Source organism: Cyclobacterium amurskyense (assembly GCF_001050135.1).
Lineage (GTDB): Bacteria > Bacteroidota > Bacteroidia > Cytophagales > Cyclobacteriaceae > Cyclobacterium > Cyclobacterium amurskyense.
Genome location: NZ_CP012040.1, coordinates 4,792,733 through 4,814,336, shown reverse-complemented (window position 1 = coordinate 4,814,336; position 21,604 = coordinate 4,792,733). Strand labels below are relative to the sequence as shown.

Annotated in this window: 17 protein-coding genes; 6 read left to right on the top strand and 11 right to left on the bottom strand. The window is 39.1% G+C overall.

The window, feature by feature from the left end; translation table 11 throughout:
* Nucleotides 1–3: 3 nt before the first annotated feature.
* Nucleotides 4–1,116 (bottom strand): efflux RND transporter periplasmic adaptor subunit, encoded by a 1,113-nt coding sequence (locus CA2015_RS19335; protein ID WP_048643384.1) that lies wholly within the window; start codon nt 1,114–1,116, stop codon nt 4–6.
* Between the two features lie 45 nt (nt 1,117–1,161).
* On the bottom strand, nt 1,162–1,734 hold the full coding sequence (locus CA2015_RS19330; RefSeq protein ID WP_048643383.1) for a TetR/AcrR family transcriptional regulator: 573 nt from the start codon (nt 1,732–1,734) through the stop codon (nt 1,162–1,164).
* Between the two features lie 487 nt (nt 1,735–2,221).
* Here CA2015_RS19330 and CA2015_RS19325 point away from each other — a divergent pair, with 487 nt between their 5' ends.
* Nucleotides 2,222–4,474: a hypothetical protein gene (locus CA2015_RS19325; protein WP_048643382.1), complete on the top strand. Its 2,253-nt coding sequence runs from the start codon at nt 2,222–2,224 to the stop codon at nt 4,472–4,474.
* A 90-nt stretch (nt 4,475–4,564) separates the two neighbouring features.
* The gene (locus CA2015_RS19320; protein WP_048643381.1) at nt 4,565–4,957 is read left to right on the top strand and encodes a hypothetical protein; all 393 of its coding nucleotides are present in this window, start codon (nt 4,565–4,567) and stop codon (nt 4,955–4,957) included.
* Here the strand turns inward: CA2015_RS19320 and CA2015_RS19315 are convergent.
* Nucleotides 4,947–5,870, bottom strand: a complete 924-nt coding sequence (locus tag CA2015_RS19315; RefSeq protein ID WP_048643380.1) for an ROK family protein — start codon at nt 5,868–5,870, stop codon at nt 4,947–4,949. The two genes, CA2015_RS19320 and CA2015_RS19315, sit on opposite strands and share 11 nt — an antisense overlap.
* 177 nt (nt 5,871–6,047) lie before the next feature.
* Entirely contained in the window at nt 6,048–6,875 is an 828-nt protein-coding gene (locus tag CA2015_RS19310) for a CvfB family protein (protein ID WP_048643379.1), read from the bottom strand.
* 523 nt (nt 6,876–7,398) lie between these two features.
* Between CA2015_RS19310 and CA2015_RS19305 the strand changes: the two genes are divergently transcribed.
* The 3 genes from CA2015_RS19305 (at nt 7,399) to CA2015_RS19295 (ending at nt 13,032) form a co-directional block, all read left to right on the top strand.
* Nucleotides 7,399–8,829 (top strand): alanine/glycine:cation symporter family protein, encoded by a 1,431-nt coding sequence (locus tag CA2015_RS19305; protein ID WP_048643378.1) that lies wholly within the window; start codon nt 7,399–7,401, stop codon nt 8,827–8,829.
* Nucleotides 8,830–8,956: 127 nt separating this feature from the next.
* Complete coding sequence (locus CA2015_RS19300) at nt 8,957–11,254, top strand: acyl-CoA dehydrogenase family protein (RefSeq protein ID WP_048643377.1); 2,298 nt, start codon at nt 8,957–8,959, stop codon at nt 11,252–11,254.
* An 8-nt stretch (nt 11,255–11,262) separates the two neighbouring features.
* Nucleotides 11,263–13,032: an SLC13 family permease gene (locus CA2015_RS19295; protein WP_048643376.1), complete on the top strand. Its 1,770-nt coding sequence runs from the start codon at nt 11,263–11,265 to the stop codon at nt 13,030–13,032.
* Nucleotides 13,033–13,123: 91 nt separating this feature from the next.
* Here the strand turns inward: CA2015_RS19295 and CA2015_RS19290 are convergent, their stop codons facing one another.
* The 7 genes from CA2015_RS19290 to CA2015_RS19265 form a co-directional block, all read right to left on the bottom strand.
* Nucleotides 13,124–14,704 (bottom strand): sulfatase, encoded by a 1,581-nt coding sequence (locus CA2015_RS19290; protein WP_048643375.1) that lies wholly within the window; start codon nt 14,702–14,704, stop codon nt 13,124–13,126.
* A 26-nt stretch (nt 14,705–14,730) separates the two neighbouring features.
* The gene (locus CA2015_RS19285) at nt 14,731–16,191 is read right to left on the bottom strand and encodes an arylsulfatase (RefSeq protein ID WP_048643374.1); all 1,461 of its coding nucleotides are present in this window, start codon (nt 16,189–16,191) and stop codon (nt 14,731–14,733) included.
* Nucleotides 16,192–16,319: 128 nt separating this feature from the next.
* A complete protein-coding gene (locus CA2015_RS25215) occupies nt 16,320–17,096 on the bottom strand; it encodes a mandelate racemase/muconate lactonizing enzyme family protein (protein WP_240477847.1) in 777 nt (258 codons plus the stop codon).
* A gap of 1 nt (nt 17,097) precedes the next feature.
* Nucleotides 17,098–17,586 carry an enolase-like domain-containing protein gene (locus tag CA2015_RS25210; RefSeq protein ID WP_240477846.1) on the bottom strand — a complete coding sequence of 163 codons (489 nt, stop codon included), beginning with the start codon at nt 17,584–17,586 and terminating at the stop codon, nt 17,098–17,100.
* A 16-nt stretch (nt 17,587–17,602) separates the two neighbouring features.
* Nucleotides 17,603–18,514: an SMP-30/gluconolactonase/LRE family protein gene (locus tag CA2015_RS19275; RefSeq protein WP_048643373.1), complete on the bottom strand. Its 912-nt coding sequence runs from the start codon at nt 18,512–18,514 to the stop codon at nt 17,603–17,605.
* 111 nt (nt 18,515–18,625) lie between these two features.
* Nucleotides 18,626–19,663: a cytochrome d ubiquinol oxidase subunit II gene (gene cydB / locus CA2015_RS19270; RefSeq protein ID WP_048643372.1), complete on the bottom strand. Its 1,038-nt coding sequence runs from the start codon at nt 19,661–19,663 to the stop codon at nt 18,626–18,628.
* A 6-nt stretch (nt 19,664–19,669) separates the two neighbouring features.
* Complete coding sequence (locus CA2015_RS19265; protein WP_048643371.1) at nt 19,670–21,052, bottom strand: cytochrome ubiquinol oxidase subunit I; 1,383 nt, start codon at nt 21,050–21,052, stop codon at nt 19,670–19,672.
* Nucleotides 21,053–21,266: 214 nt separating this feature from the next.
* Here CA2015_RS19265 and CA2015_RS19260 point away from each other — a divergent pair, with 214 nt between their 5' ends.
* Nucleotides 21,267–21,584: an antibiotic biosynthesis monooxygenase family protein gene (locus CA2015_RS19260; RefSeq protein ID WP_048643370.1), complete on the top strand. Its 318-nt coding sequence runs from the start codon at nt 21,267–21,269 to the stop codon at nt 21,582–21,584.
* Nucleotides 21,585–21,604: the final 20 nt, after the last annotated feature.

Here is a 21,604-nt window from a genome sequence, read left to right as displayed (position 1 = left end):
ATCTTATTTAAAAGCTACTTTTAATTTTCCAGCCACATTGTCGAAAGGCACAAGACGAGGAGCAATTTTCATCTGATCTCTCAACTTATCAATACCTTGGTAAACAATTTTATCTCCTTCTTCGATACCTTCATCAACGACTAGAAGTGGACCTACTTTTGCACCAATTTCAATCAATGCTTCCGTAACAACTGAATCTGCTCCTACCTTGTACACGTAGGTTTTACCTTGTTGCTCATAAATAGAAGCCTCTGGAATTATAGGCTTATTATCATAGGTCTTAGGAATGCGTATCCTGCCACTGTTGCCATGTGCCAGCAAGCGATTTGGGTTTGGAAAAGTTGCTCTAAAACTGACTGTTCCAGTAGTTGGGTTTACCTGACCGGTAACCGTCTTTATTTTCCCTTTGAGTGAATAAATCTGCCCATTGACCAACTCAAGTTCTACCTCTGACATATTTTTCAATTTATCATCAAGGGTTTCTCCTTTGGTAACCTGAAGCATGTTCAGGTATTCTTTTTCATTCATGGAGAAAAAGGCAAAAACATTGTCTACCTGAGAAACAGTGGTCAAAGGATCACTAGGACTAACCAAAGCGCCTTCACGATAAGGAATAGCTCCAACATGTCCGGAAACAGGACTCTTTATTGTAGCGTAAGCAATATTGGCGGATATACTATTATAAGTAGCCATGGCTTGATTGTACCTGGCTTCAGCAGTTTTTAACTGAACGCCACCAATAATTCCTTTTTCTACAAGTGGTTTTAATTTATCAACATCTACCTTGGCCGCCTCAACATTCGCTTTGGCAGCAGCAGCGTCAGCATTTAAAGATTGTGTCTCAAGTTTAAATAGGCTTTGGCCTTTCTTTACAGCCTGACCTTCATCTACCATTACTTGAATTATATAACCTGAAACTTTTGCCCTGACAGAACTACTTACAACTCCCTCTAAACTGGTTGGATAAGTATCGTATCCTGTTAAAGTCCTGGATGGAATCTCAATAATGGGAATCGAAGGCGCCGGCCTCATTCCAACATTTTTGGTTTCTCCCTCTGAACAGGATTGGAACAATGCCATGAGCACTATAAGAAATACAAAAGAAAATTTGTTCATTTAATCAAAGAATTTATTTATGGTAATTAATAGTTTTGATTGCAATTATACTTGGGACATGCCAACCCATAATTTATTGATCAGAAGCTCTCTATCTGTTTCTTCCAATAATATGGAGCCAAAAACATTGATTTTAGAGGCCATGACCACACTGCCCATATACATGGCAACATAAATCTCGGGTTTGGCTGGCTTTAGGTATTTTTTATCAATGCCTTCCTTAAGAAATTTAAAATAGGCTCCGGTGAAATGGTGAGGACTACGTTCAAAATTATAAGGTGAATTAATAAACTGTTCAAAAAATACCAGAACTTTTGGGTGCTGTGTATAATAGAGGTACAATTTCTGCCACCTTAAATAGTACCTCTCCTTATAGTCCTCTTTTACATCTACTTGGCTTGAAATATAAGCTTCCAACTGACTACGGAAATAGCAGTACATTTTTTTCATTAAGTCATCTTTACTAGAGAAGTAATGGTAAATCGTTCCTGTGGAGACTTTGGCTTCTTTGGTCAATAAACTCATGGAAGTACCATGAAAACCATATTTGGCCACAAGTTCTAGCGCTCCATTATAGATGGCTATTTCTTTTTCTGAAAACTCTTGTGCTTCTTTCATAATCTATAGATCGAACGTTCATTCTAAACGCAAAACTAAGAACAAGAGTTCTGGCCACCAAGAAAAATCAGTTAGTATTTTAATAAATACGGCATATAATTCTTACAGAGAATAAATAATTACGAAATTCAAAAGAATCATTTTAAAAAAATAAACTATAATAAAAGTTCTTCAACTGAATGCAAGGAATTAATAGGAGGTAAATACATTAAATTCAAAATATTAAAATTCTGAAAAAAATCTTAAATTATACCAATTTAGAATACCATTGTAACGGAGCTAGGCTATATAAATCCGATAAATAAAAAAATGCTGACCCACGTATGCTTGGATAGGATGGTTTTAGAAATAGTAAAAAGGCCTTATCCTTCTCAAGATTGAAAAATAAGTTTAATATTATAAACCTATTCCATGTTACAAATTGCCCATTTAATCACTATTCTTACTTCAAATACACAGTTAATTCACATCAAATTCCTGAATTAAAATGAATTACAATTTACTTAAATCACTTTCAACAGTCGTCTTCCTGTATTTTTTGTCAGTTCAGGTTCTGTTGGCCCAAAACTCAAATCAACAAGCACAAATCACACAACCATTTCATCTTACTGCTATACCTTGGGAAAGCGAAGAAGTACACAAAGACGCTTTCTTAAAACTCATAGAAGCCACCTGTTTGGTGGTAGCAAAACAGCAGGACGAGAAAGGAGCCATCATAGACCCCTACCTCCATCGAGAGCACCAGTATTCCACTCCGTATTTTGCCTTTGCTGTTGGGGTTCTTCTAAAAGCTGAGCATGGTGATTTACTTAAAGAGGCAGGAATAAAAGCCATGGAGCATAGTACGCTGGCCTTTTCTCAAGGCAGTAAAGCTATCCCTGACGAACATGGGGAATTTTTTATTAGCCCGCTAAGCAATGCTTTAGCTCTTTACCAACCCCATGTCTCTAAAAAACAATTTGAGCTTTGGCAAAAACGAATGAAAACACCTTTGGTTGAGGTCATGCAAAATTTAGATGGCAGAACAAACAATTGGCGTACCTATGCGATGAAAGGAGAATGGAATCGTGCTCAACATCAACTTAGCACCAAAGCATTTGCTACTGAATTTATAGAAACTGCATGGACACAATACAGTCAGAAGATCAGAATTGTCAATGACAAATGGAACATGTATCAAGATTGGAGCAGTGATCCTCAATCCCTGGCGGTGGAAGCTGTTGGCAGAGGGAATCTAATTGCATTGGCTACTGAGGGCTATGATGGGCCCTCCTCAATTGAAATCCTTGAAGCAGTAAGAAGAGGGACATACACCAGCCTATATACACAGGCACCTGATGGTCAGGCGCCACCAAACGGAAGAACTGACAATCATATTTTCAATGATGTATTGTACCAGTTGGCATTTGAAGTAATGGCAGAAGATGCTTGGAAAAATGGCAATAAATACCTCGCTGGTCAATACAGAAGAGCTGCCAACCTTGCCTTTAAAAGTATCCATCGCTGGCAAAGAAAATCAGGTCCCTTCTCTGGCTCTTTTTACATCACCAAAAATCATTTTGATCCTGGAGACAGAGTTGGTTACCAACCAGCCAGTCAATGGGGAAATTATACCGGGGCATTTATCCAACATTTATCGGAAGCCTGGCTTATTCGACAATCGGCCATACCTCAATTCCCTGCCCCTACAGAAATTGGAGGTTATGCCTTTACCACTGATAATAGATTTGGCGCCTTCTTTGCCAATGCCGGAGGTTTTCAGGTGATGATAAACCTAAGAGGAGCTACGGTACCAAAATACGGTTTGAGCTGGACCCCATTGGGTGCTGTACGAATGGTAAAATCAGGTTGGGACGGACGTTTAGGTCCCTCGGATGGGGAGCACGACCTTACCAAAACACCTTCCTTTAAGATGAAAACGGGAAATGGAACCTTAGTAGACAGTTATCGCCCACAATCTGGAATAAGCTTTGGTCCTGAATGGATGGAAAGAGGGCATTGGGTAAGAATAGCTGATGTGCCTGCTACTTATCAGGCAGAGGCTGAAATTCATTTTGTTCATCCTCTATTGGTTCGGTTCACCATCCATTATAATTTTGTAACAGGTAGAGGTGGGCCCTATTTTAGTCAGGAATTTATTCTAACTCCAGATCTTCTGGTTACCAGACTAAAGAATGCCCAAGACCTACCCTTCGGTCTGACAGTACCTTTATTAGAAAATGATGGTAATCAACTCTTAACAGAAATAAGCGAAAATTCCGCACATACTGGATTTTCCGTAAATGGAGACCAACAATATTTTATAGGCCTTAATGAGGACATTCAAACAGACAGTTCGGGGGAATCCATCCAAAGCACTTATGGTTGGTTAAAACCTGTTAGGTTTGAATCAAAAGACCCTTCCATAGATCTTTTAGTATATCCTAAATCAGCTTCAGGAATAAGTGCTAAAGAAATAAAGAAAACTTTTGAGTGGAAAAAAAATGGCTTTAGCACTGCACTGGCTAGTATTGAGGGAAATCAATACCGTGGAGTTCATGCTGCGGGAGGAGAAAGAGAAGCTATGGATTTAGATGGGGATGGAATTGTCGATGTGACCTTTGACCAAAAATGTCTTTTTATGTTTCAGTTAAAGAAGGGGAAGATTCATCGTGTAGAAACAGATCGGAATGTTATTATGAAGTACCAAAACAAAACGTATCATTTATCAGCCTCTGAACCAATTACCCTGAATTTTTAAAAATACTTGTATTTTTCTTACATACATACTAAGTCAATCAAACAATCCCACTAATTTTGCAAGATTATTTGCAACCTTTACCAATATATCATGGCTTACAAATCAATTACCTTTTCCTTTTTCATATTAATTATACTTGCCTCAGGCTTTTCTTGTTCAGGGAAATTAGATACTGGGGCCATAAATATGGAAAACTGGAAAAAGGACCGTAATGGTTGCCTAGGTTTACGCCTTCAGGATGTGGAAGAAATAAGGAAATTAAAAAACACTTTTCTAGCAAAAAACAACCAAGAAATCATCATTACTTTTGGCCGCCCAGATCGGGTAGAGCTTGTAGATAAGAGTCAAAGCTTTTTTATCTACTTCCTCGAACCTTCAGATCGCTGTGAGCAACAAATAGAAAAAGAACCCCTAAAGGTTCTTTTTCGACTCAATGCTATAAATAAGGTAAGTGAAGTTACGGTAACCACCCTTAATCCATAAAACATAATGCTGCTGCACCTAAGGTGCCTGCATCATTTTCTAATGTAGCTCTTTCTAACTTTAAGTCATTAAGGTAATAAGGACTTAAATATTGACGAATTGTTTTCTCCATTTGAGGTTGGATAAACTGAAGGGCAGCTGATATACCACCTCCAAAATACACCTCAGTAACATCCAAAATACGTATTGTGGACACCAATGCTTCTCCTAAAATTGCACCTAATTCGGCAAAAGTTCTTAAAGCAATTCCGTTTCCATTTTTCGCAGAAGCTACCAGTAAGTGAATTCCCAATTCCTGGTCTTTTAATTCACCAATTTCATCTGGATACTGCTCTATCATCTTAGCAGCCATAGTGAGAATACCATTTCTTCCGATTAAAGGTTCTAGCCTGCTATTTCCCCTAGAGAGCATATGCCCAACTTCCATGGCATTACCACGAACACCTTTAAACACTTTTTTGTCAAGAATAAGGGCACTTCCTATGCCTGTACCCAAGGTAATAAATAGGTAATTATCAGAAATTTTTTCTTTCCCAAAATGGAATTCACCTAAAGCAGCGGCACTAGCATCATTCTCAAGATGAAAAATAATATCTGGGTAATTTTCTAAAAGCGCTCCCTTTAAATTAAAACCATTTAGTTCAGAAATGGCTGGTATTTCTAATGTGGTCGTTCTGTCTTTACTTACTAAGCCTGGAAGGCCTATTCCAACATGTTTTACCTCAGGATTACTTTTAAGGTATTTTCCAACTACCTCCACAAAAGCCTTATTAAAACCCTGTGCACTTTTACGAAGTAATGCTGTTTCCTCTTTGCCAAATTGAATAATTTGACCACGGGTATCTACCAAGCCTATTTTTACGTGAGTTCCTCCCACATCTATGCCTAAAAACACTTCAGTTTTGTTATTCATTCTATACTCTAATCAAATTACAAGATGTAAATACCGCTTATTAAGCCTTTGATCAACGATCAATTTAACGAAAAATCAGGTTGATCTTAAAATAGTGAACAGGGCAAAAATAGCAGATTTTCCTACTAATTCCTTTTTTCAATAATATTATTGATAAAATAAACTTTATGAGGTCATTTAAACCTTATATATGCCATCTTCTTTTATTACGATGATCTTTTTCCGGTACAGTTGTCCGATGCACTGTTTGAAATGCTTCTTGCTCATTCCCAATGTCTCCTTTATGATTTCAGGAGATGATTTATCCGTAAGCGGTAAAAAATTTTTATCCTGCAAGAGGCTTAATATTTGATCTGCTCCTTCATCAAATTTCTGACGACCTATAGGAGTAATAATTAAATCAATCTTATTGTCCTCTCTTATTTTTTTAACAAATGCACGAACCTTATCGCCAATGGCCAATGGTTTAAAGACCTCATTTGAATAAATGAGACCTTCATAAAAGTCATTGATCAATACCTTATACCCTAAACCAGTGCTGTCAAAAACCAAGGCATTCACTTCCTGCCCTACTTCAAATCCACTGGTATCAGATAAAATAAAGTCCTCATACTTGCTCACCCCAATCAAACGCGAGGTGCGGTGATCCACACAAACAAACACCAAAACCTTTTCCCCAGGTTTTACATCCTGACGCATTTCTGAATTGGGAAGAAACAAATCCTTCTCCAGTCCCCATTCCAAAAAGGCACCAATACTTGTTACATCTTTCACCTCTAATACAGCAAACTGATCCAACAAGGCCAATGGATAATCCGTAACTGCTACAGGCCTGTCTTCACTGTCTGTGTAAACAAAAACTTCCTTAAAATCCCCTTCTTTCTCCTCTCCACTAAGGTACCTTTTAGGTATTAATAACTCATCCCCATCACTTAAAGCGAGGTAAGCACCATTGTCTGTAAACCGATTTATCGGTAAGGTGCTGATTTTTCCTAATTCTTTCATATTGTTTTTCCGTCAGATTTGTAATTAGCTACAATCGGACGCAAAGGTAATGATTTTTAACAGTGTTTTATTCAAGCTTTTAAAGTCGGCTTAACTGGAGAGTAAAAATCCCTTCTACCTACCAGTAGAGCAGCTATAGAATGAAAAATAATATCTTCATTGACCATCAATTAATTTTACTGTTCATTCAAAATAAACTTAAACCCGGATTATGTAATAGGATTTCTCCGTCCTGACAATAGTCAGGGGTGATAGCCTGTCCTGTGTTTACGGGAAGTGTTGCAATCGCAAGAAAATCAGGCTGTTTGGATATTTTAGCATAGCACCGCTATGGTGAAATATCCAAACAGCAACGAAGTGGCTGATTTTGAAGCGATTTCAGCACGTAATAGATTGTCTATTGCATATTTCGGGTTAAACCAAGGCATGTTTCTACATTTTTTTAGGCTCAAAATTATTATTAACCCTATTTTAGGTTTTCTTTGTGTATATAAAACAAATCTTTCCACACCAAACTAACAACATGGAGTCCATAATATACGCCCTAAACAACATCATTTGGAGTAATGCTTTAATTGTCCTTTGCTTAGGTGTCGGAATTTATTTTTCAATTGTCACCAAATTCCTTCAAATCCGCTATTTCAAGGAAATGATAAAATTATTGTTTGGTGGCGAGTCTTCAGATAAAGGGGTTACTTCCTTTCAAGCTTTTGCCATTGCCATATCAGGCCGGGTTGGAACGGGGAATATTGCAGGGGTTGCTACAGCTATAGCCATGGGAGGACCTGGTGCAATTTTCTGGATGTGGATCATCGCCTTCCTAGGAAGTGCATCGGCATTCATTGAAGCCACACTTGGTCAAATGTACAAAGAAGTAAAAGATGGTCAATACCGAGGTGGTCCCGCCTTTTATATATCAAAAGGTTTGGGAATTCAATGGTATGCCGTTTTGTTTGCTTTTGCCACCATCCTAAGCACAGCCTTTTTTCTTCCCGGTGTACAAAGTAACAGTATTGCCATAAGTGTTGAAAATGCCTTTGATGTACCAGTTTGGATTACTGGCTTGCTAATTTGTGTTTTTCTTGCCCTTATTATTTTTGGAGGTGTAAAGCGTATTGGAAAAGTCGCTCAAATTGTCGTCCCTTTTATGGCTGCTGCTTATATCATCATGGCAGTGATAATAATGATATTGAATTTCACAGAAATTCCAGGAGTGATTCATTTAATTATAAGCTCTGCATTTAATGCTGAAGCCACATTCGGTGGAATATTTGGAATGGCCATTTCCTGGGGTATTAAAAGAGGGATTTATAGCAATGAAGCTGGTCAGGGAACAGCCCCTCATGCTGCAGCCGCCGCAGAAGTAAGTCATCCAGTTAAGCAAGGCTTGGTGCAAGCTTTCTCTGTATATGTTGACACGCTTTTTATCTGTACAGCTACTGCATTCATGATTCTATTTACTGGACAGTACAATGTAGTCAATCCAGAAGGTGGATTTTTAGTAGAAAACCTTCCTGGAGTGACTTTCGGACCAGAATTTACCCAATACGCAATTAGTCAACACTTTCCTGATTTAGGTGCAGGATTCATTGCCATCTCTTTGGCTTTTTTCGCTTTTACTACCATTATGGCCTATTATTATATCGCTGAAACCAACCTAAGCTTCCTTCAAGGAGACAAAACCAGAAAGTGGCCTGTGTTTTTATTACGGGTATTAATATTGGTGGCTACCTTTTATGGAACTATAAGGACTGCCGAGCTGGCATGGACCTTAGGTGATATTGGGGTGGGAATGATGGCTTGGCTCAATATGATTGCCATAATATTATTAAGGAAGCCAGCAATGGCTGCATTAAAAGACTATGTAGATCAAAGAAAAAAAGGTCTAGACCCTACCTTTGATTCCAATAGTCTAAATTTAAAAAACATCAAAGAATGGGACAATATCGATTAAAAGCTTTTAGCCCAAATCCACTTTAATTTAATTGTCTCAATCCATTTTTAACTTTTGGTAAGATTATTGAAAGGGTTAGAAATATTTTCTTACCTTTTTAGTACTAAATCATAAACCTGAAATAAAAATGGAAAAGTTTCTTTCTCAGCCTACCAATGGAAGCCTTGTTCTACTGCCTACCCTTTATATGGTATGGTCGGATACACTTTTAACCGACAGCGAACATCAAGCATTTCAATCCTTTTTCAAAACGGTAGATTGGTTGAGTGAAGAAGACCGCAAATATTTAGTAGCCAAGCTAGATCCACAATCTCCACCTTCTAGGGAAGAAATGGAAATGTGGTGGCAAACAATAAAATTGGCTGTTGATAACAACACAAATTATCCCCATCTTTCAAGTATTGGGCTTGAAATTCTTAAAAAATATGCACCCGAAGTAGCCCATACTTTCCCCATGTCCAGGGTAGAACAAGAATTGGGGAATTTGGAGGACCAGTTGGGGATCATAGGCAAATCTGCAGCTTTAACTTTTAAATCCTCCCACTCCAATATATCCACCTCCTACGAAACACAAGTAGGCTTCGATATAGCCAAGTTAACAGCACTTCTTGATGGAAAAAGAAAACCATTAATCGATGAGGTTAAATCTCTTATCGCCAAGAAAGAATTCGATTATGTGGATCCGAGCAACTTGAAAGATTTCCGTGAACAGGTATTAATATGGTGTAAAATATTGGCTAATAAAGGATATGGCTCTATAGGTTTTCCCAAAGAATATGGAGGAAAAAATGACATGGAAGGTTATTTTACAGTAATGGAAACCCTAAGTTATAGGGATTTGAGTACTGTAATTAAGTTTGGTGTTCAATTTGGCTTATGGGGAATGAGTGTATTAATGCTCGGAACAAAAAAGCACCATCAAAAATACCTCAAAGCAATAGGAAGCCTTGAATTACCAGGTTGCTTTGCCATGACGGAGACCAATCATGGATCCAATGTAAGAGGGATAGAAACAACCGCTACTTACAATCATGCCGAAAAAAACTTCACTATCCATACCCCGCATATAAATGCCCGCAAGGAGTACATTGGCAATGCTGCACTACATGGGAAAATGGCCACTGTTTTTGCCAAGTTGATAATTGATGGAAAAGACTATGGTGTAAGCACTTTTATAGTTCCTCTAAGAGACGATCAGGGAAAAACCTTACCTGGAATATCCATAGAAGATTGTGGAAGAAAAATGGGGCTAAATGGTGTAGACAATGGATTGATAGCCTTCGACACCGTCATTGTACCCAAAGAAAATATGTTGGACAAATTTTCTTCCGTAGATGATGAAGGCAATTTCCAAAGTCCTATTGCTAGCGATAATAAAAGGTTTTTCACAATGCTTGGAACCCTTGTAGGTGGAAGAATTGGAATACCTCGTTCGGCCCTTGCTGCTTCAAAGTCAGGCCTAACCATTGCCATAAGGTATGCTGACAAACGCCGGCAATTTGGACCTGATGGCACATCAGAAGTCCCTATCTTAAACTACCGCATGCATCAGCGGAGACTTCTGCCACTACTTGCCAAAACTTATGCCTGTCATTTTGCAATGGAACACATGACAGATCGCTTTCTAAATAGAAAAGAAAGCGAAATGCAGGAAATTGAAGCACTGGCAGCAGGCTTGAAATCCTATGTAACCTGGCACAATACTAGCACCTTACAAGAATGTAGAGAAGCCTGTGGGGGAAAAGGATATTTGTCTGAAAACAGAATCGACGCTTTAAAAAATGATTCAGACGTGTACACCACATTTGAAGGGGACAATACGGTTCTTTTACAGTTAGTAGCTAAAAGTAGACTTAGTTCCTATAAGAAGCAATTTGAGAACATGAACTTGTTCACTGTTATTGATTATGTAGTCACTAAAACAAAAACTACACTCACAGAGAAAAATCCACTTATCATTCGAAAAACTGATGAGACTCATTTATTAGACCCTGATTTTCATTTAAATGCTTTTCAGTACAGAGAAAGTAGCATTCTGAATTCTGCTGCCAAAAGATTAAAGCGTTTGATGGATGAAGGGATGGACCCTTTTGACGCAGTGAACGTTGCACAACATCATTTATTCACCTTAGGAATGGCTTTTATTGAGCGGGTAATTTTAGAACAGTTTATTGAGAAAATCAAACAAACAACTGATCCGGAATTGAAGCTGGTACTAAAAAGACTTTGCGATCTTTTCGCCTTATACCAAATCGAAACCCATAAGGGTTGGTACCTTGAACAAGGTTATATGGAAGGTGGTAAAGCCAAGGCCATAAGGAAAATGGTCAATCAATTGTGCTGGGAAACACGTAAAGACGCAGTTCCTTTGGTCAACGCATTTAATATACCCGATTCCTGTCTTTCAGCACCTATTGCTACCTAGGTCAATATATGGAAGAAATCATCGTTTTTGCCACGCTGGGCTTATCCCTTCTGTTTTTTATTTGGGGAAAGATCCGTTACGACCTTGTCGCACTTTCTGCTTTAATATTACTTGCCATACTTGGTCTGGTACCTTATGATGAAGCCTTTATGGGCTTTAGCCACCCTGCCGTAATTACAGTAGCTGCCATCTTGGTAGTAAGTAAAGGTTTAGAAAATTCAGGAATCGTCAATGTTTTGGTGGCGTTTATGGATAAGGTTGGTAACAATATCACCTTACAAATTGCCACCCTTTCAGCTGCAGTGGCAATTGCTTCTGGCTTTATGAACAATATAGGCGCTTTGGCCATTTTTATGCCTGTGGCCATTCAAATGGCTAGAAAGCACAATTATTCTCCTTCGCTTATTTTAATGCCTATTGCATTTGCTTCCCTTTTGGGAGGTTTGACTACACTAATAGGCACCCCTCCTAATATTATTGTGGCTTCCTTTCGTGCACAAAGTGGTGAAGTAGCTTTTGGCATGTTTGATTTTACCGTCGTTGGCATGTCAATAGCAGCAGCTGGGGTGCTTTTTATCTCTTTGGTGGGCTACCGACTGATTCCGAAAAGGACCTCGAATCAAGCCAATGAAGCTTTGTTCAAAATTGAAAACTATATTACGGAAGTCATCATTCCTAGTAATTCACCCCTTGAAAACAAAGCCATAAAATTCATCATTGATGACAAAGAATTAGACGTCAAAGCCCTTGGCATCGTCAGAAACAAAATAAGAATTCATGCGCCAAGCCGCTATTTTGTGCTTATGGCGAATGACATCATCGTATTGGAATCCAATACGGATGACCTGGAGGAATTCGTTAACAAGTACCAAGTTAAACTTGTTGGGGATGAAGAATTGATCGATTATATTGAGGATGAAAATGAGATAATCAATACCGAGGGCATCCTCCAAGAAAGTTCCCCATTAATAGGGCAAACGGCCTCAAGTATTCACATGAGATCTCGCTATGATGTCAATTTATTGGCATTGTCCCGAGGAGACAGGACCTTAATTAAGCGGATTGATCATGAGGTATTTCGTTCAGGGGATGTTTTGCTTTTACAATTACGAAGAAACCGTATTTCAGATACGCTTAATGAAATGAAATGCTTCCCTTTGGCCAAAAGAAGCATTAAAATAGGTAAACCAAGGCGTACCTTATTGGCTGTTGGCCTGTTTGCTTTGTCCATTATTGCCGTGGTGATGGGTTGGTTACCAGTTGCCATTTCTTTTACGCTTGCAGCTATGGGAATGGTGGTTAGTAGGATACTTCCATTAAATAACCTTTATACCAGCATTGATTGGCCTGTGATTGTTTTGCTTGGTGCCATGATACCTGTGGGTGAAGCCTTCGAAACAAGTGGTGCTGCCACTACAGTAACTAAATTGATTTTATCAAGTTCGGATAATTTACCAGCCTGGGCCTTGCTAGGATTAATTATGCTCACTACCATGCTCCTGTCAGCATTAATTAACAATGCCGCCACGGTTGTACTTATGGCTCCAATTGGTTTGCAGATCGCATCCGTATTGGAACTGTCCGCTGACCCTTTTCTAATGAGTATTGCAGTAGGGGCATCCTCCTCTTTTCTTAGCCCTATAGGTCATCAGTCCAACACGCTGGTTCTTGGACCGGGAGGTTATCAGTTTGGGGATTATTGGAAACCGGGATTGCCCCTTTCCTTACTCGTAATGGCAGTAGGAATCCCTGTTATTCTTTGGGTATGGCCACTTTAACCCAAAATATTCAATAGTATAAAAAATGGCGGTAATGATACTTTTTTTTCACATCATTACCGCCAAAATTACGCTCTATATCAGCTCCAAATTAATTAGCAGGCTCACTTCCCCACCAATCGGCATTGGGTTGCCAGTCTTTATCTAGAAAATCAAGTCTTTGTTTTTCTAACCTCGGCATCAATTCATTCTCCATTTGATGGATGCGCTTTTGAAAAAGCGCTTTGTCGAATTCTTGATCGGGAGTAGGCATTAAAACTGCTTTACCTTCCAAGTAATTGCCCAATAAAGTAGAAAGGGCCTCTTTTTTATCAGGATGAGCAGCAGACAGTTCATTCTCTTCGAATGCATCTTCAGTTATATGGTACAATTCTTCATGTCCATCTTCAAAATACCTAATCAACTTCCATTCACCTTGCCTTACCATGGCTGAAGGCACTCCTCCCTGATTACCATAATGTGGATAATGCCAGAAAATAGCACGCTCATCCAATTTATCTCCTTCGAATATGGGTTTCAAGCTTGTGCCCTCAACTTCCTGAGAAAAGTCCACATCCCCTGAAATTAAATCCACCAATGTAGGGAGAAAATCAGCTCCCACAACCGGATAATCGATTGGTGCTTGTGGTTGGGTTCCTGGTACCTTTATTAAATAAGGAACCCGAATTCCTCCTTCCCAATGATGACCTTTCCCTCCTTTTACCAAGAGATTGGCGGTTGCAAAGGCATCCCCGGCTACTACCCCCCCATTATCAGAAGTAAACACGACAATGGTATTTTCTGCTAGGCCTAGGCTTTCGAGCTGTTTCATGACAATGCCTACTGCATCGTCAACATATTCCACCAAACCAGCATAATTTGGATTATCCTGAACGATTCTATAGGGTAGTTTATCTCCCATTTCAAAACCATGGTCTGCTATGCCCATAGCTTCGGCCTTGTCTCTGTACTTCTCCCATTTTTCCCTGCTCGTTTGTACAGGAGCATGGACAGCATAAAAGGACAAAAAGGCTAGAAAAGGTTCATCTTTGCTTCGTTCAATAAAATGAGCTACTTCATTTGCCAACCTAAGGGTTAGATTTTCGCCATCCGGGCCATCTTTAAGCTTGGGGTTTTTGTAAGGGGAGAAAAAGCCTCCTGCGGGAGAACCTTTGTCCCAGCCTCCTACATTTTCATCAAAGCCATGGTCTTCAGGATAACTTCCTTCATCCCCGAGGTGCCATTTCCCGGCATAAAATGTCTTGTATCCATTGGCTTTAAAGGCTTCGGCAATTGTAGTACTCTCTTTTGGAAGGTGATACTGATAAGTTGCCGGCAACATAGGGTCATGTCTTTTATGTTCTCTCCAGGTCTCCCCTGTTTTTGCTCCGATCCAATCTGTGATACCGTGGCTTGCAGTAAATTGTCCGGTCATAATGGTAGCACGGGCAGGGCTACAAACCCTGCTTCCTGAATACCCATTGGTAAACTGATAACTTTCACTGGCCAATTTATCAATATTGGGTGTCTCATAAAAAGGAGAACCTGCGTAGCCTAAATCAGCATACCCCATATCATCAACCAAGATAAACACTACATTAGGAGCCTTCTCAACTTCTTCTGAAGTACATGAAAAAAGCCCTAAAATCATCAGGGACAATGAATTTATAAAAATGTTCTTTCTATTCAGCATTATTATTGGGTTTGTTTAGAGGGAAATTATTGCTCCAACTCGGAAGCATACAACTTGAATACTGGATTTGGACTATGGTTGGACTCCATCAATTTTTTAAATTCTTTAACTAAATCTGGATATTTTTCTGCCAAATTGTTTTCCTCTGAAGGATCTTCTTCCAGGTTATACAATTCAATTGGAGGATTGTTGTTTTTCCTTAGGTTAAGTCGAATGGCTTTCCATTTACCTTTTCTAATAGCCTGTTTTCCTCCCTGCTCTATAAACTCCCAATACAGGTATTCGTGGTTATCTTGATTGTCCTTATTTCCTGTAAGAATAGGAGCGAAAGATATTCCATCGGTATTTTTAGGAAGTTCACTTCCAGTTAATTCTGCAATGGTAGGATAAATATCCCAAAATGCTGAAATATGATCCGTCTGTCCAGGCTTGATCTTACCGGGCCAATTGGCAATCATAGGCACTCTAATTCCTCCTTCGTAAAGATCTCGTTTATACCCTCTCCATGGGCCATTACTGTTGAAAAAATCAGGATCAGCTCCTCCTTCTTTATGCGGACCATTGTCTGAGGTGAAAATGATCATGGTATTGTCCCTGATACCTAATTCTTCCAATTTGGCTACAATTTCTCCTATCTGCTTGTCTAGTAACTCTACCATTGCCACAAAAGCAGCACGTGGTTCTTCTTGAGACATGTAACCACCAATTTTATAATCTTTCCCTTCATCAACCCCCTCGTAAGGAGTTTCTACAAACCTGCCTCTATAATTTTTCATGATTTCCTCAGGAACGATTAATTCTGCATGTGGAATTATTGTAGGTACATAAAGGAAGAAAGGATTTTGACTATTGTCTGTTATAAAATCTAAAGTCTTTTCATGGATAAGTTCAGGTCCATATTTTTCAAGTTTAGTACCCGCATTTCCTTCTAATACCAAGGAGTCCTGATTGTCCCATAAGTGAAAAGGGTAATAGTTATGCCCCATTCTTTGGCAGTTGTAACCAAAAAACACATCCACACCCTGTTTATTAGGATCTCCTTCAGAACCGGGATAACCCAGTCCCCATTTTCCAAATGCACCCGTAGCATAGCCTGCCGCTTTTAAAGATTCAAAAACTGTAAATACCGAATCTGGTAGCGGGTATTGTCCTTCGGGCTTGATTTCATAATTACCTCTTACAGGTGCATTCCCCGTATGTAAGCCTGAAACCAGGGTACTTCTAGAAGGTGCACAAACTGTTGAGCCCGAGTAATGCTGGTTAAAAAACAAACCTTCTTTGGCTAATTTATCAATATTTGGAGTAGCTATATACTCCTGACCATTAAAGCTTAGATCCCCGTAACCAAGGTCATCCGCTAAAATGTAAATGATATTGGGTTTTGGTGTGGAAGTTTCACTGGCTGAATTATTTTGCTGCTTTTGGCTACATCCTGCCAAATGCATGGTTGCTAGGCCAATGAAAGCCAAGAAAGTAATTTTTTGCATAAATCTAAATTCTATTCAAAAGGTAAATTGGACTATCGAGATAAAGCGGATCATACAATAAGATAGTTAATTCCAAATCCGGTTTAATAGGCAAATTACATATTCTTTTGATTAATTAAAATGGCCTACTAAGCATTTACGCTTTTGTGTGCTGCTATAAATGCTGGTGCTAAGGTAATTCCCAATCCAGGACCTGTTGGGACTTCTACCATTCCATTGACACTGTTAAGGCTTGAAGAGGAGTTGACTAAAGGAATCTCATGGTTGAAACCTTTAAATTCATGATAAGGTCCGGCATTAGGTAAGGCTGAAACAAAATGCATCATGTACAAATAACCTAACCCTGAACCTGATATATGGGGTGTACAAGTTTTACCTTTTGTAGCCGCCATATTGGCTACTTTCATTGCACGAATCATACCACCAAAATAAAAAATATCAGGTTGGACAATGTCAAGAGCATCATTTTTTATCAACCACCGAAAATTTCTCATACTGGGTTCTTGTTCACCGCCGGCTATTGGAATTTTTATGGCATTGGTAACTTTCAGGGTTTCCTCATACCAGTCAAAAGGAACAGGTTCCTCATAAAAATCGTAACCGTAATCCTCCATTATTTTGCCAATTCGAATAGCTTCTTCAACAGTGTAAGAGCCGTTCGAATCTGCATATATAACCATTTTTGGGCCGAACCTATCCCTCACCATTGGAATCAGGGCCTCAGTTCTTCCTTTTGGAAAATCCTGATTATTACTCATCCTGCCCCCTACTTTAAACTTTAAGGCTTTTGCTCCAGTAGACCTAACTTGAGCTTCAATAAGGTCCACAGATTCTTCTGCAGATTTACCACGAAAATTATTGGCTTGGTAAACGGCTATTTTAGGATGATGAATTTTACCCAACATTTCACCTATACTTTTTATTGGCCAATTTGCCTAATAAGTCCAGTACAGCAAATTCGAGGGTAGCGAGTGGTACCCATAAAGCTAGGCTTTGTAATTTATAATTGCTCTGATAAACATAAACTTCATCCAATAATCGCTCCCAATCCCTGGCATCTTTACCAATAAAAAAAGGTTGAATTCGATGTATGAAAATTGGATACAAGTCTTTCATCTGCATATTATTGCTTACCGATATACCTTCTGCACCATCATTAGATTTGACCCTACATATAAAGTTGTTTTCCTTCCTTAATAATTCTATGGATTTTATCCATACAGGGCTAGTTAGGTTAGTTGTAATTAAAACAGGTGCTTTCAGAGCCATGTCTATTTCTTCCTCCTGAATTTCATTCAATTTTCCTTTTGCTTTACTTAAAGTATTCACTCCAAGCGCGCCTAAAGTAGAGGCCAAAGTGGCTTTTTTAATAAACTTTCTCCTTTCAGTGTCCATACTATAAGGTAAGCCTTTATTTAATTTGAATTGAATACAAGCCTGTACGAGCGGTTACAAATAGGGTTTTATTGTCTGCTCCCCCAAAAGTGAGGTTTGCTGGAGTCTCAGGAAATTTTATGGTTCCAAGTAGTTTACCTTTTGGAGAAAACACCAAAACGCCGCCTGGCCCAGTGGCAAAAACATTCCCTAGTGGATCTACTTTAATACCATCGGGGTTTCCCTCACCTGTCAAGGCTGAAGCATTGTAAAATACTTTCCCCTTTCCAACTTTACCAGATTTGCTAATTGTATACTTCATAAAAAGCTTAGGTTGTCCAGAATTGGCTACATATAGGGTACGTTCATCCGGTGACAATGCCAATCCATTGGGTCGGTACAGGGTATCGTCTATTAGTTGGGTTTTTCCATTGTGATATTTGTATACACCATTAAAACCTAAGGTATCAGATGCATCCTTTGGTCTACCATAAGGTGGATCTGTAAAATAAATCGCTCCTTCACTATCAACAATTACATCGTTGGGACTATTAAAGGCGGTACCTTTTAAGTTGTCAACAATGGTAGAATAATCACCATCTGGACTAAGTCTGCTAATTTTTCTACCACTATGTTCTGCTATGATCAAATTCCCCTCATTATCAAAGGTCAAACCATTTGCATTATTGCTGGGCTGACGAAACGGGCTAATCTCACCTGTTGGATGTACTTTGTAAATGGTGTTAGCGGGTATGTCACTAAATAGCAAATATTGGCCTTCATCATTCCATACAGGGCCTTCTGTGAATTGAAAGCCATCTGACACCTTAATGACAAGACTCTCTTCATCCACAAGATCTAATAATGCGGGATCAGAGATTTCCAAATGCTGTCCGTAGATTGAGGAAAGGCAAAAGGAACTTACAAGTATTAAAACAAGCCTTTTCATACTATTTTGGGTTTAAATTCAAATACAGGGTTTTACTTATGAAATATAAACCTAAACGATTAAAAACCCATAAAAAAACACAGAATATCAGCTAATTAAAAATTGAAAACATCAATAACTGGTATCATCAATTTTTACTTTTCCTCTAAAAGTAATGTAAACAAAAGCAGTATAACCTAGCACCAATGGGGTGCCTATTGCTGCAAAAGTAAGCATAATCCCTAGTGACTTATCGGATGAGGCCGCATTATAGACCGTAATGGTATGATCAGGATCTAGGGTAGAAAACAATAAATTGGGGTACAGTTCGATCGCCACCAACACAAGTAATAAACTTATGGTTAGAGAAGAAAATAGAAAAGCCTTTCCATATTTTCTTTTACTTGCCAATCTTGGCACATTCGCAATGCATAGCAAAGCAGCCAATGGAACAATAAATAGTTCCGGAGCACTTCTAAAGGTATCGGACAAATGGGGAATATAAATCAAAGTATACAAAGAAGTAATTCCAAAACTTACCATAAAGAAAATCATTCCCTTCTTTAACAGAATAGTCAATTTGGCATACATCCTTCCTTCTGTTTTTAACAATAGATATATGGCTCCATGAGACATCATAAGTGCTAGTGTGGAAATTCCCACCATTATTGCATAGGGATTTAAAAAGCTTAAAATCCCATCCCCTTCATATTCAAAACCCTCTCCGATGGGCATACCCAAAAGAACATTTCCCAAAACCACCCCTAGAAGAAAAGGCAATAGAATACTTGATACAGAATAAGAAATATCCCACATTTTTCGCCACCAGAGCATGGGTTCTTTGCTTCTAAATTCTATAGAGACGGCCCGCATGATAATGACCAGCAAAAACAGCATAAACGGAACGTACATACCTGACAACAAAGTGGCATACATCACAGGAAATCCTGCAAATAGTGCCCCCCCACCAATTACCAACCAAACCTCATTTCCATCCCAAACTGGGCCTATGGCATTCAAAGCCAATCTTCGGCTTTTTTCTTTTTTGAAAAACAAATGCCAGGCTCCTGCGCCAAAATCAAAACCATCTAGGATAGCATAGCCAGAAAACAAGCCCCCTACCACCAAAAACCAAAGCGTCGGATAATCTAATCCAAATAAAGTTTCCATATCTATTTATTTGTTAGGTGAAAAAGAGGCCGCAACTTCTTGCTGAAATGGTCGGTCATCATCTTCCTCCTCATCGTAAGGCCCATGTTTTATTTTCTTGTTTAGTAAGTAAAGGAAGAGCAATAAGAGAATAGTATACACAATAAAAAACAGAACCAATGAGAACATTACCTGATTGGCTGTGACCGATTTGCTCAAGGCATCACTGGTACGAAGCAAGCCATATACTACCCAAGGTTGTCTCCCCATTTCGGCAGCAAACCAACCCACCTGATTGGCTATTTGAGGGAGTATCACAGCAAATGAAAAGACCCACAGCAATCCCCTGCTTTCAAAAAGCTTTCCTCTATACCATTGCACACAGCCTGCAAGGGTTAGTACAATCAGAAACATGCCTATACTTATCATGATATGATAAAACTGGAAAACAGCATTCACCTGCGAGGGGCGATCTTCTTCCGGAAAAGCATTTAAACCTGTAACGGGAGCCCCAAACTCATAATGCAACAAAAAGGACAAGCCCCCGGGAATACTTAATCCGGTAACAGTTTGTGAAGACTTATCTACCCAGCCAATTAGGTACATGGGTGCAGGAGCTTCTTTTTCAAAATGCCCCTCGAAAGCCGCTAATTTTGCAGGTTGGTTTACTGCTACCCCATTGGCCGAACTATGTCCTGAAACCAATTGTGCCAAAGAAAAAACAGTGGCCACAACCAAGGCAATTTTAAAAGCCTTTTTAGAAATTTCCACATACCTTCCTCTGCGTAAATAATAAGCATGAACACTCAATACAAGGAATGCACCTGCTAAAAATGCTCCCTGCCAGGTATGAACAAGGCGGTCCATGCTAGATGGGTTGAAAACCATTTCCCAAAAATCAACGATCTCTGCCCTGGCCTCCATTCCTTCACCTACTATATGAAAACCGGCAGGGGTTTGTTGCCAACTATTAGCTATAACAATCCAAACTGCCGAAAACATGGAACCTAAAAACACGCCTAAAGTAGCCACCCAATGCACCCAAGGTTTGACCCTATCCCAACCGAATAGCAATACCCCCAAAAATCCACTTTCAAGGGCAAAAGCAAAAATACCTTCAGCGGCCAAAGCACTCCCAAAAACATCTCCTACATAGCGGGAATAAGTTGCCCAATTGGTACCAAATTCAAACTCCATCACTATACCAGTGGCCACTCCTATGCCGAATGTCAGGGCAAAAATTTTGGTCCAAAATCTGGCTAAAACTTCATAATCTTTATTTCCGGTGCGTAAATAAAGGCTTTCCATAATTACCATTAATAATCCAAGACCAATACTTAATGGAGGATAGATATAATGGAAAGCAATGGTAAAAGCGAATTGTATTCTGGAGAGAATTTCTACATCCATCGGTCTTTCTTATTTGGTTTGACACTAATTCAGCCCCGATAATCCTATAATTCCTTTGTGATTATCAAAACCAATTAATACTAATCTGTCTTACTATATTGCCTCAGACCAATGGAATAAAGCCCTGTGTCTGACAGGTATAAATATCAGAAGATATAATTAAAAAAAACAGTTATTTTGACCATAATTATCAGGCATTAATTAATTTAAAGGAATGAATAAAATCAGCCCAACACCCAAGCCACCCTATTACGCAGTAATATTCACCAGCATCAAAAGTGATAACCAAGAAAACTATGCTGAGATGTCTGCTAAAATGGAAAAAATGGTTATCAATCAACCCGGATACCTTGGGCATGAATCCGCGAGCGGTGGGCTAGGAATTACGGTTAGTTACTGGAAAAACCTAGAAGCCATTAAAAACTGGAAAAACCAAAGTGAGCACATGCTTGCGCAAAGCCTTGGTAAATCAACCTGGTACAAACATTATAAAGTTCGGGTCTGCAAGGTGGAGAAAGATTATGGCATTTAATAAATAGGTTCACTTGTAAT

Coding starts and splice junctions, on each gene's coding strand:
- CA2015_RS19335 (WP_048643384.1), bottom strand. CDS start 1,116: ATGAACAAATTTTCTTTTGTATTTCTTATAGTGCTCATGGCATTGTTC.
- CA2015_RS19295 (WP_048643376.1), top strand. CDS start 11,263: ATGGAAGAAATCATCGTTTTTGCCACGCTGGGCTTATCCCTTCTGTTT.
- CA2015_RS25215 (WP_240477847.1), bottom strand. CDS start 17,096: ATGTTGGGTAAAATTCATCATCCTAAAATAGCCGTTTACCAAGCCAAT.
- CA2015_RS19315 (WP_048643380.1), bottom strand. CDS start 5,870: ATGAATAACAAAACTGAAGTGTTTTTAGGCATAGATGTGGGAGGAACT.
- CA2015_RS19265 (WP_048643371.1), bottom strand. CDS start 21,052: ATGGATGTAGAAATTCTCTCCAGAATACAATTCGCTTTTACCATTGCT.
- CA2015_RS19320 (WP_048643381.1), top strand. CDS start 4,565: ATGGCTTACAAATCAATTACCTTTTCCTTTTTCATATTAATTATACTT.
- cydB (WP_048643372.1), bottom strand. CDS start 19,663: ATGGAAACTTTATTTGGATTAGATTATCCGACGCTTTGGTTTTTGGTG.
- CA2015_RS19285 (WP_048643374.1), bottom strand. CDS start 16,191: ATGCAAAAAATTACTTTCTTGGCTTTCATTGGCCTAGCAACCATGCAT.
- CA2015_RS19275 (WP_048643373.1), bottom strand. CDS start 18,514: ATGAAAAGGCTTGTTTTAATACTTGTAAGTTCCTTTTGCCTTTCCTCA.
- CA2015_RS19325 (WP_048643382.1), top strand. CDS start 2,222: ATGAATTACAATTTACTTAAATCACTTTCAACAGTCGTCTTCCTGTAT.
- CA2015_RS19330 (WP_048643383.1), bottom strand. CDS start 1,734: ATGAAAGAAGCACAAGAGTTTTCAGAAAAAGAAATAGCCATCTATAAT.
- CA2015_RS19305 (WP_048643378.1), top strand. CDS start 7,399: ATGGAGTCCATAATATACGCCCTAAACAACATCATTTGGAGTAATGCT.
- CA2015_RS19260 (WP_048643370.1), top strand. CDS start 21,267: ATGAATAAAATCAGCCCAACACCCAAGCCACCCTATTACGCAGTAATA.
- CA2015_RS19310 (WP_048643379.1), bottom strand. CDS start 6,875: ATGAAAGAATTAGGAAAAATCAGCACCTTACCGATAAATCGGTTTACA.
- CA2015_RS19290 (WP_048643375.1), bottom strand. CDS start 14,704: ATGCTGAATAGAAAGAACATTTTTATAAATTCATTGTCCCTGATGATT.
- CA2015_RS19300 (WP_048643377.1), top strand. CDS start 8,957: ATGGAAAAGTTTCTTTCTCAGCCTACCAATGGAAGCCTTGTTCTACTG.
- CA2015_RS25210 (WP_240477846.1), bottom strand. CDS start 17,586: ATGGACACTGAAAGGAGAAAGTTTATTAAAAAAGCCACTTTGGCCTCT.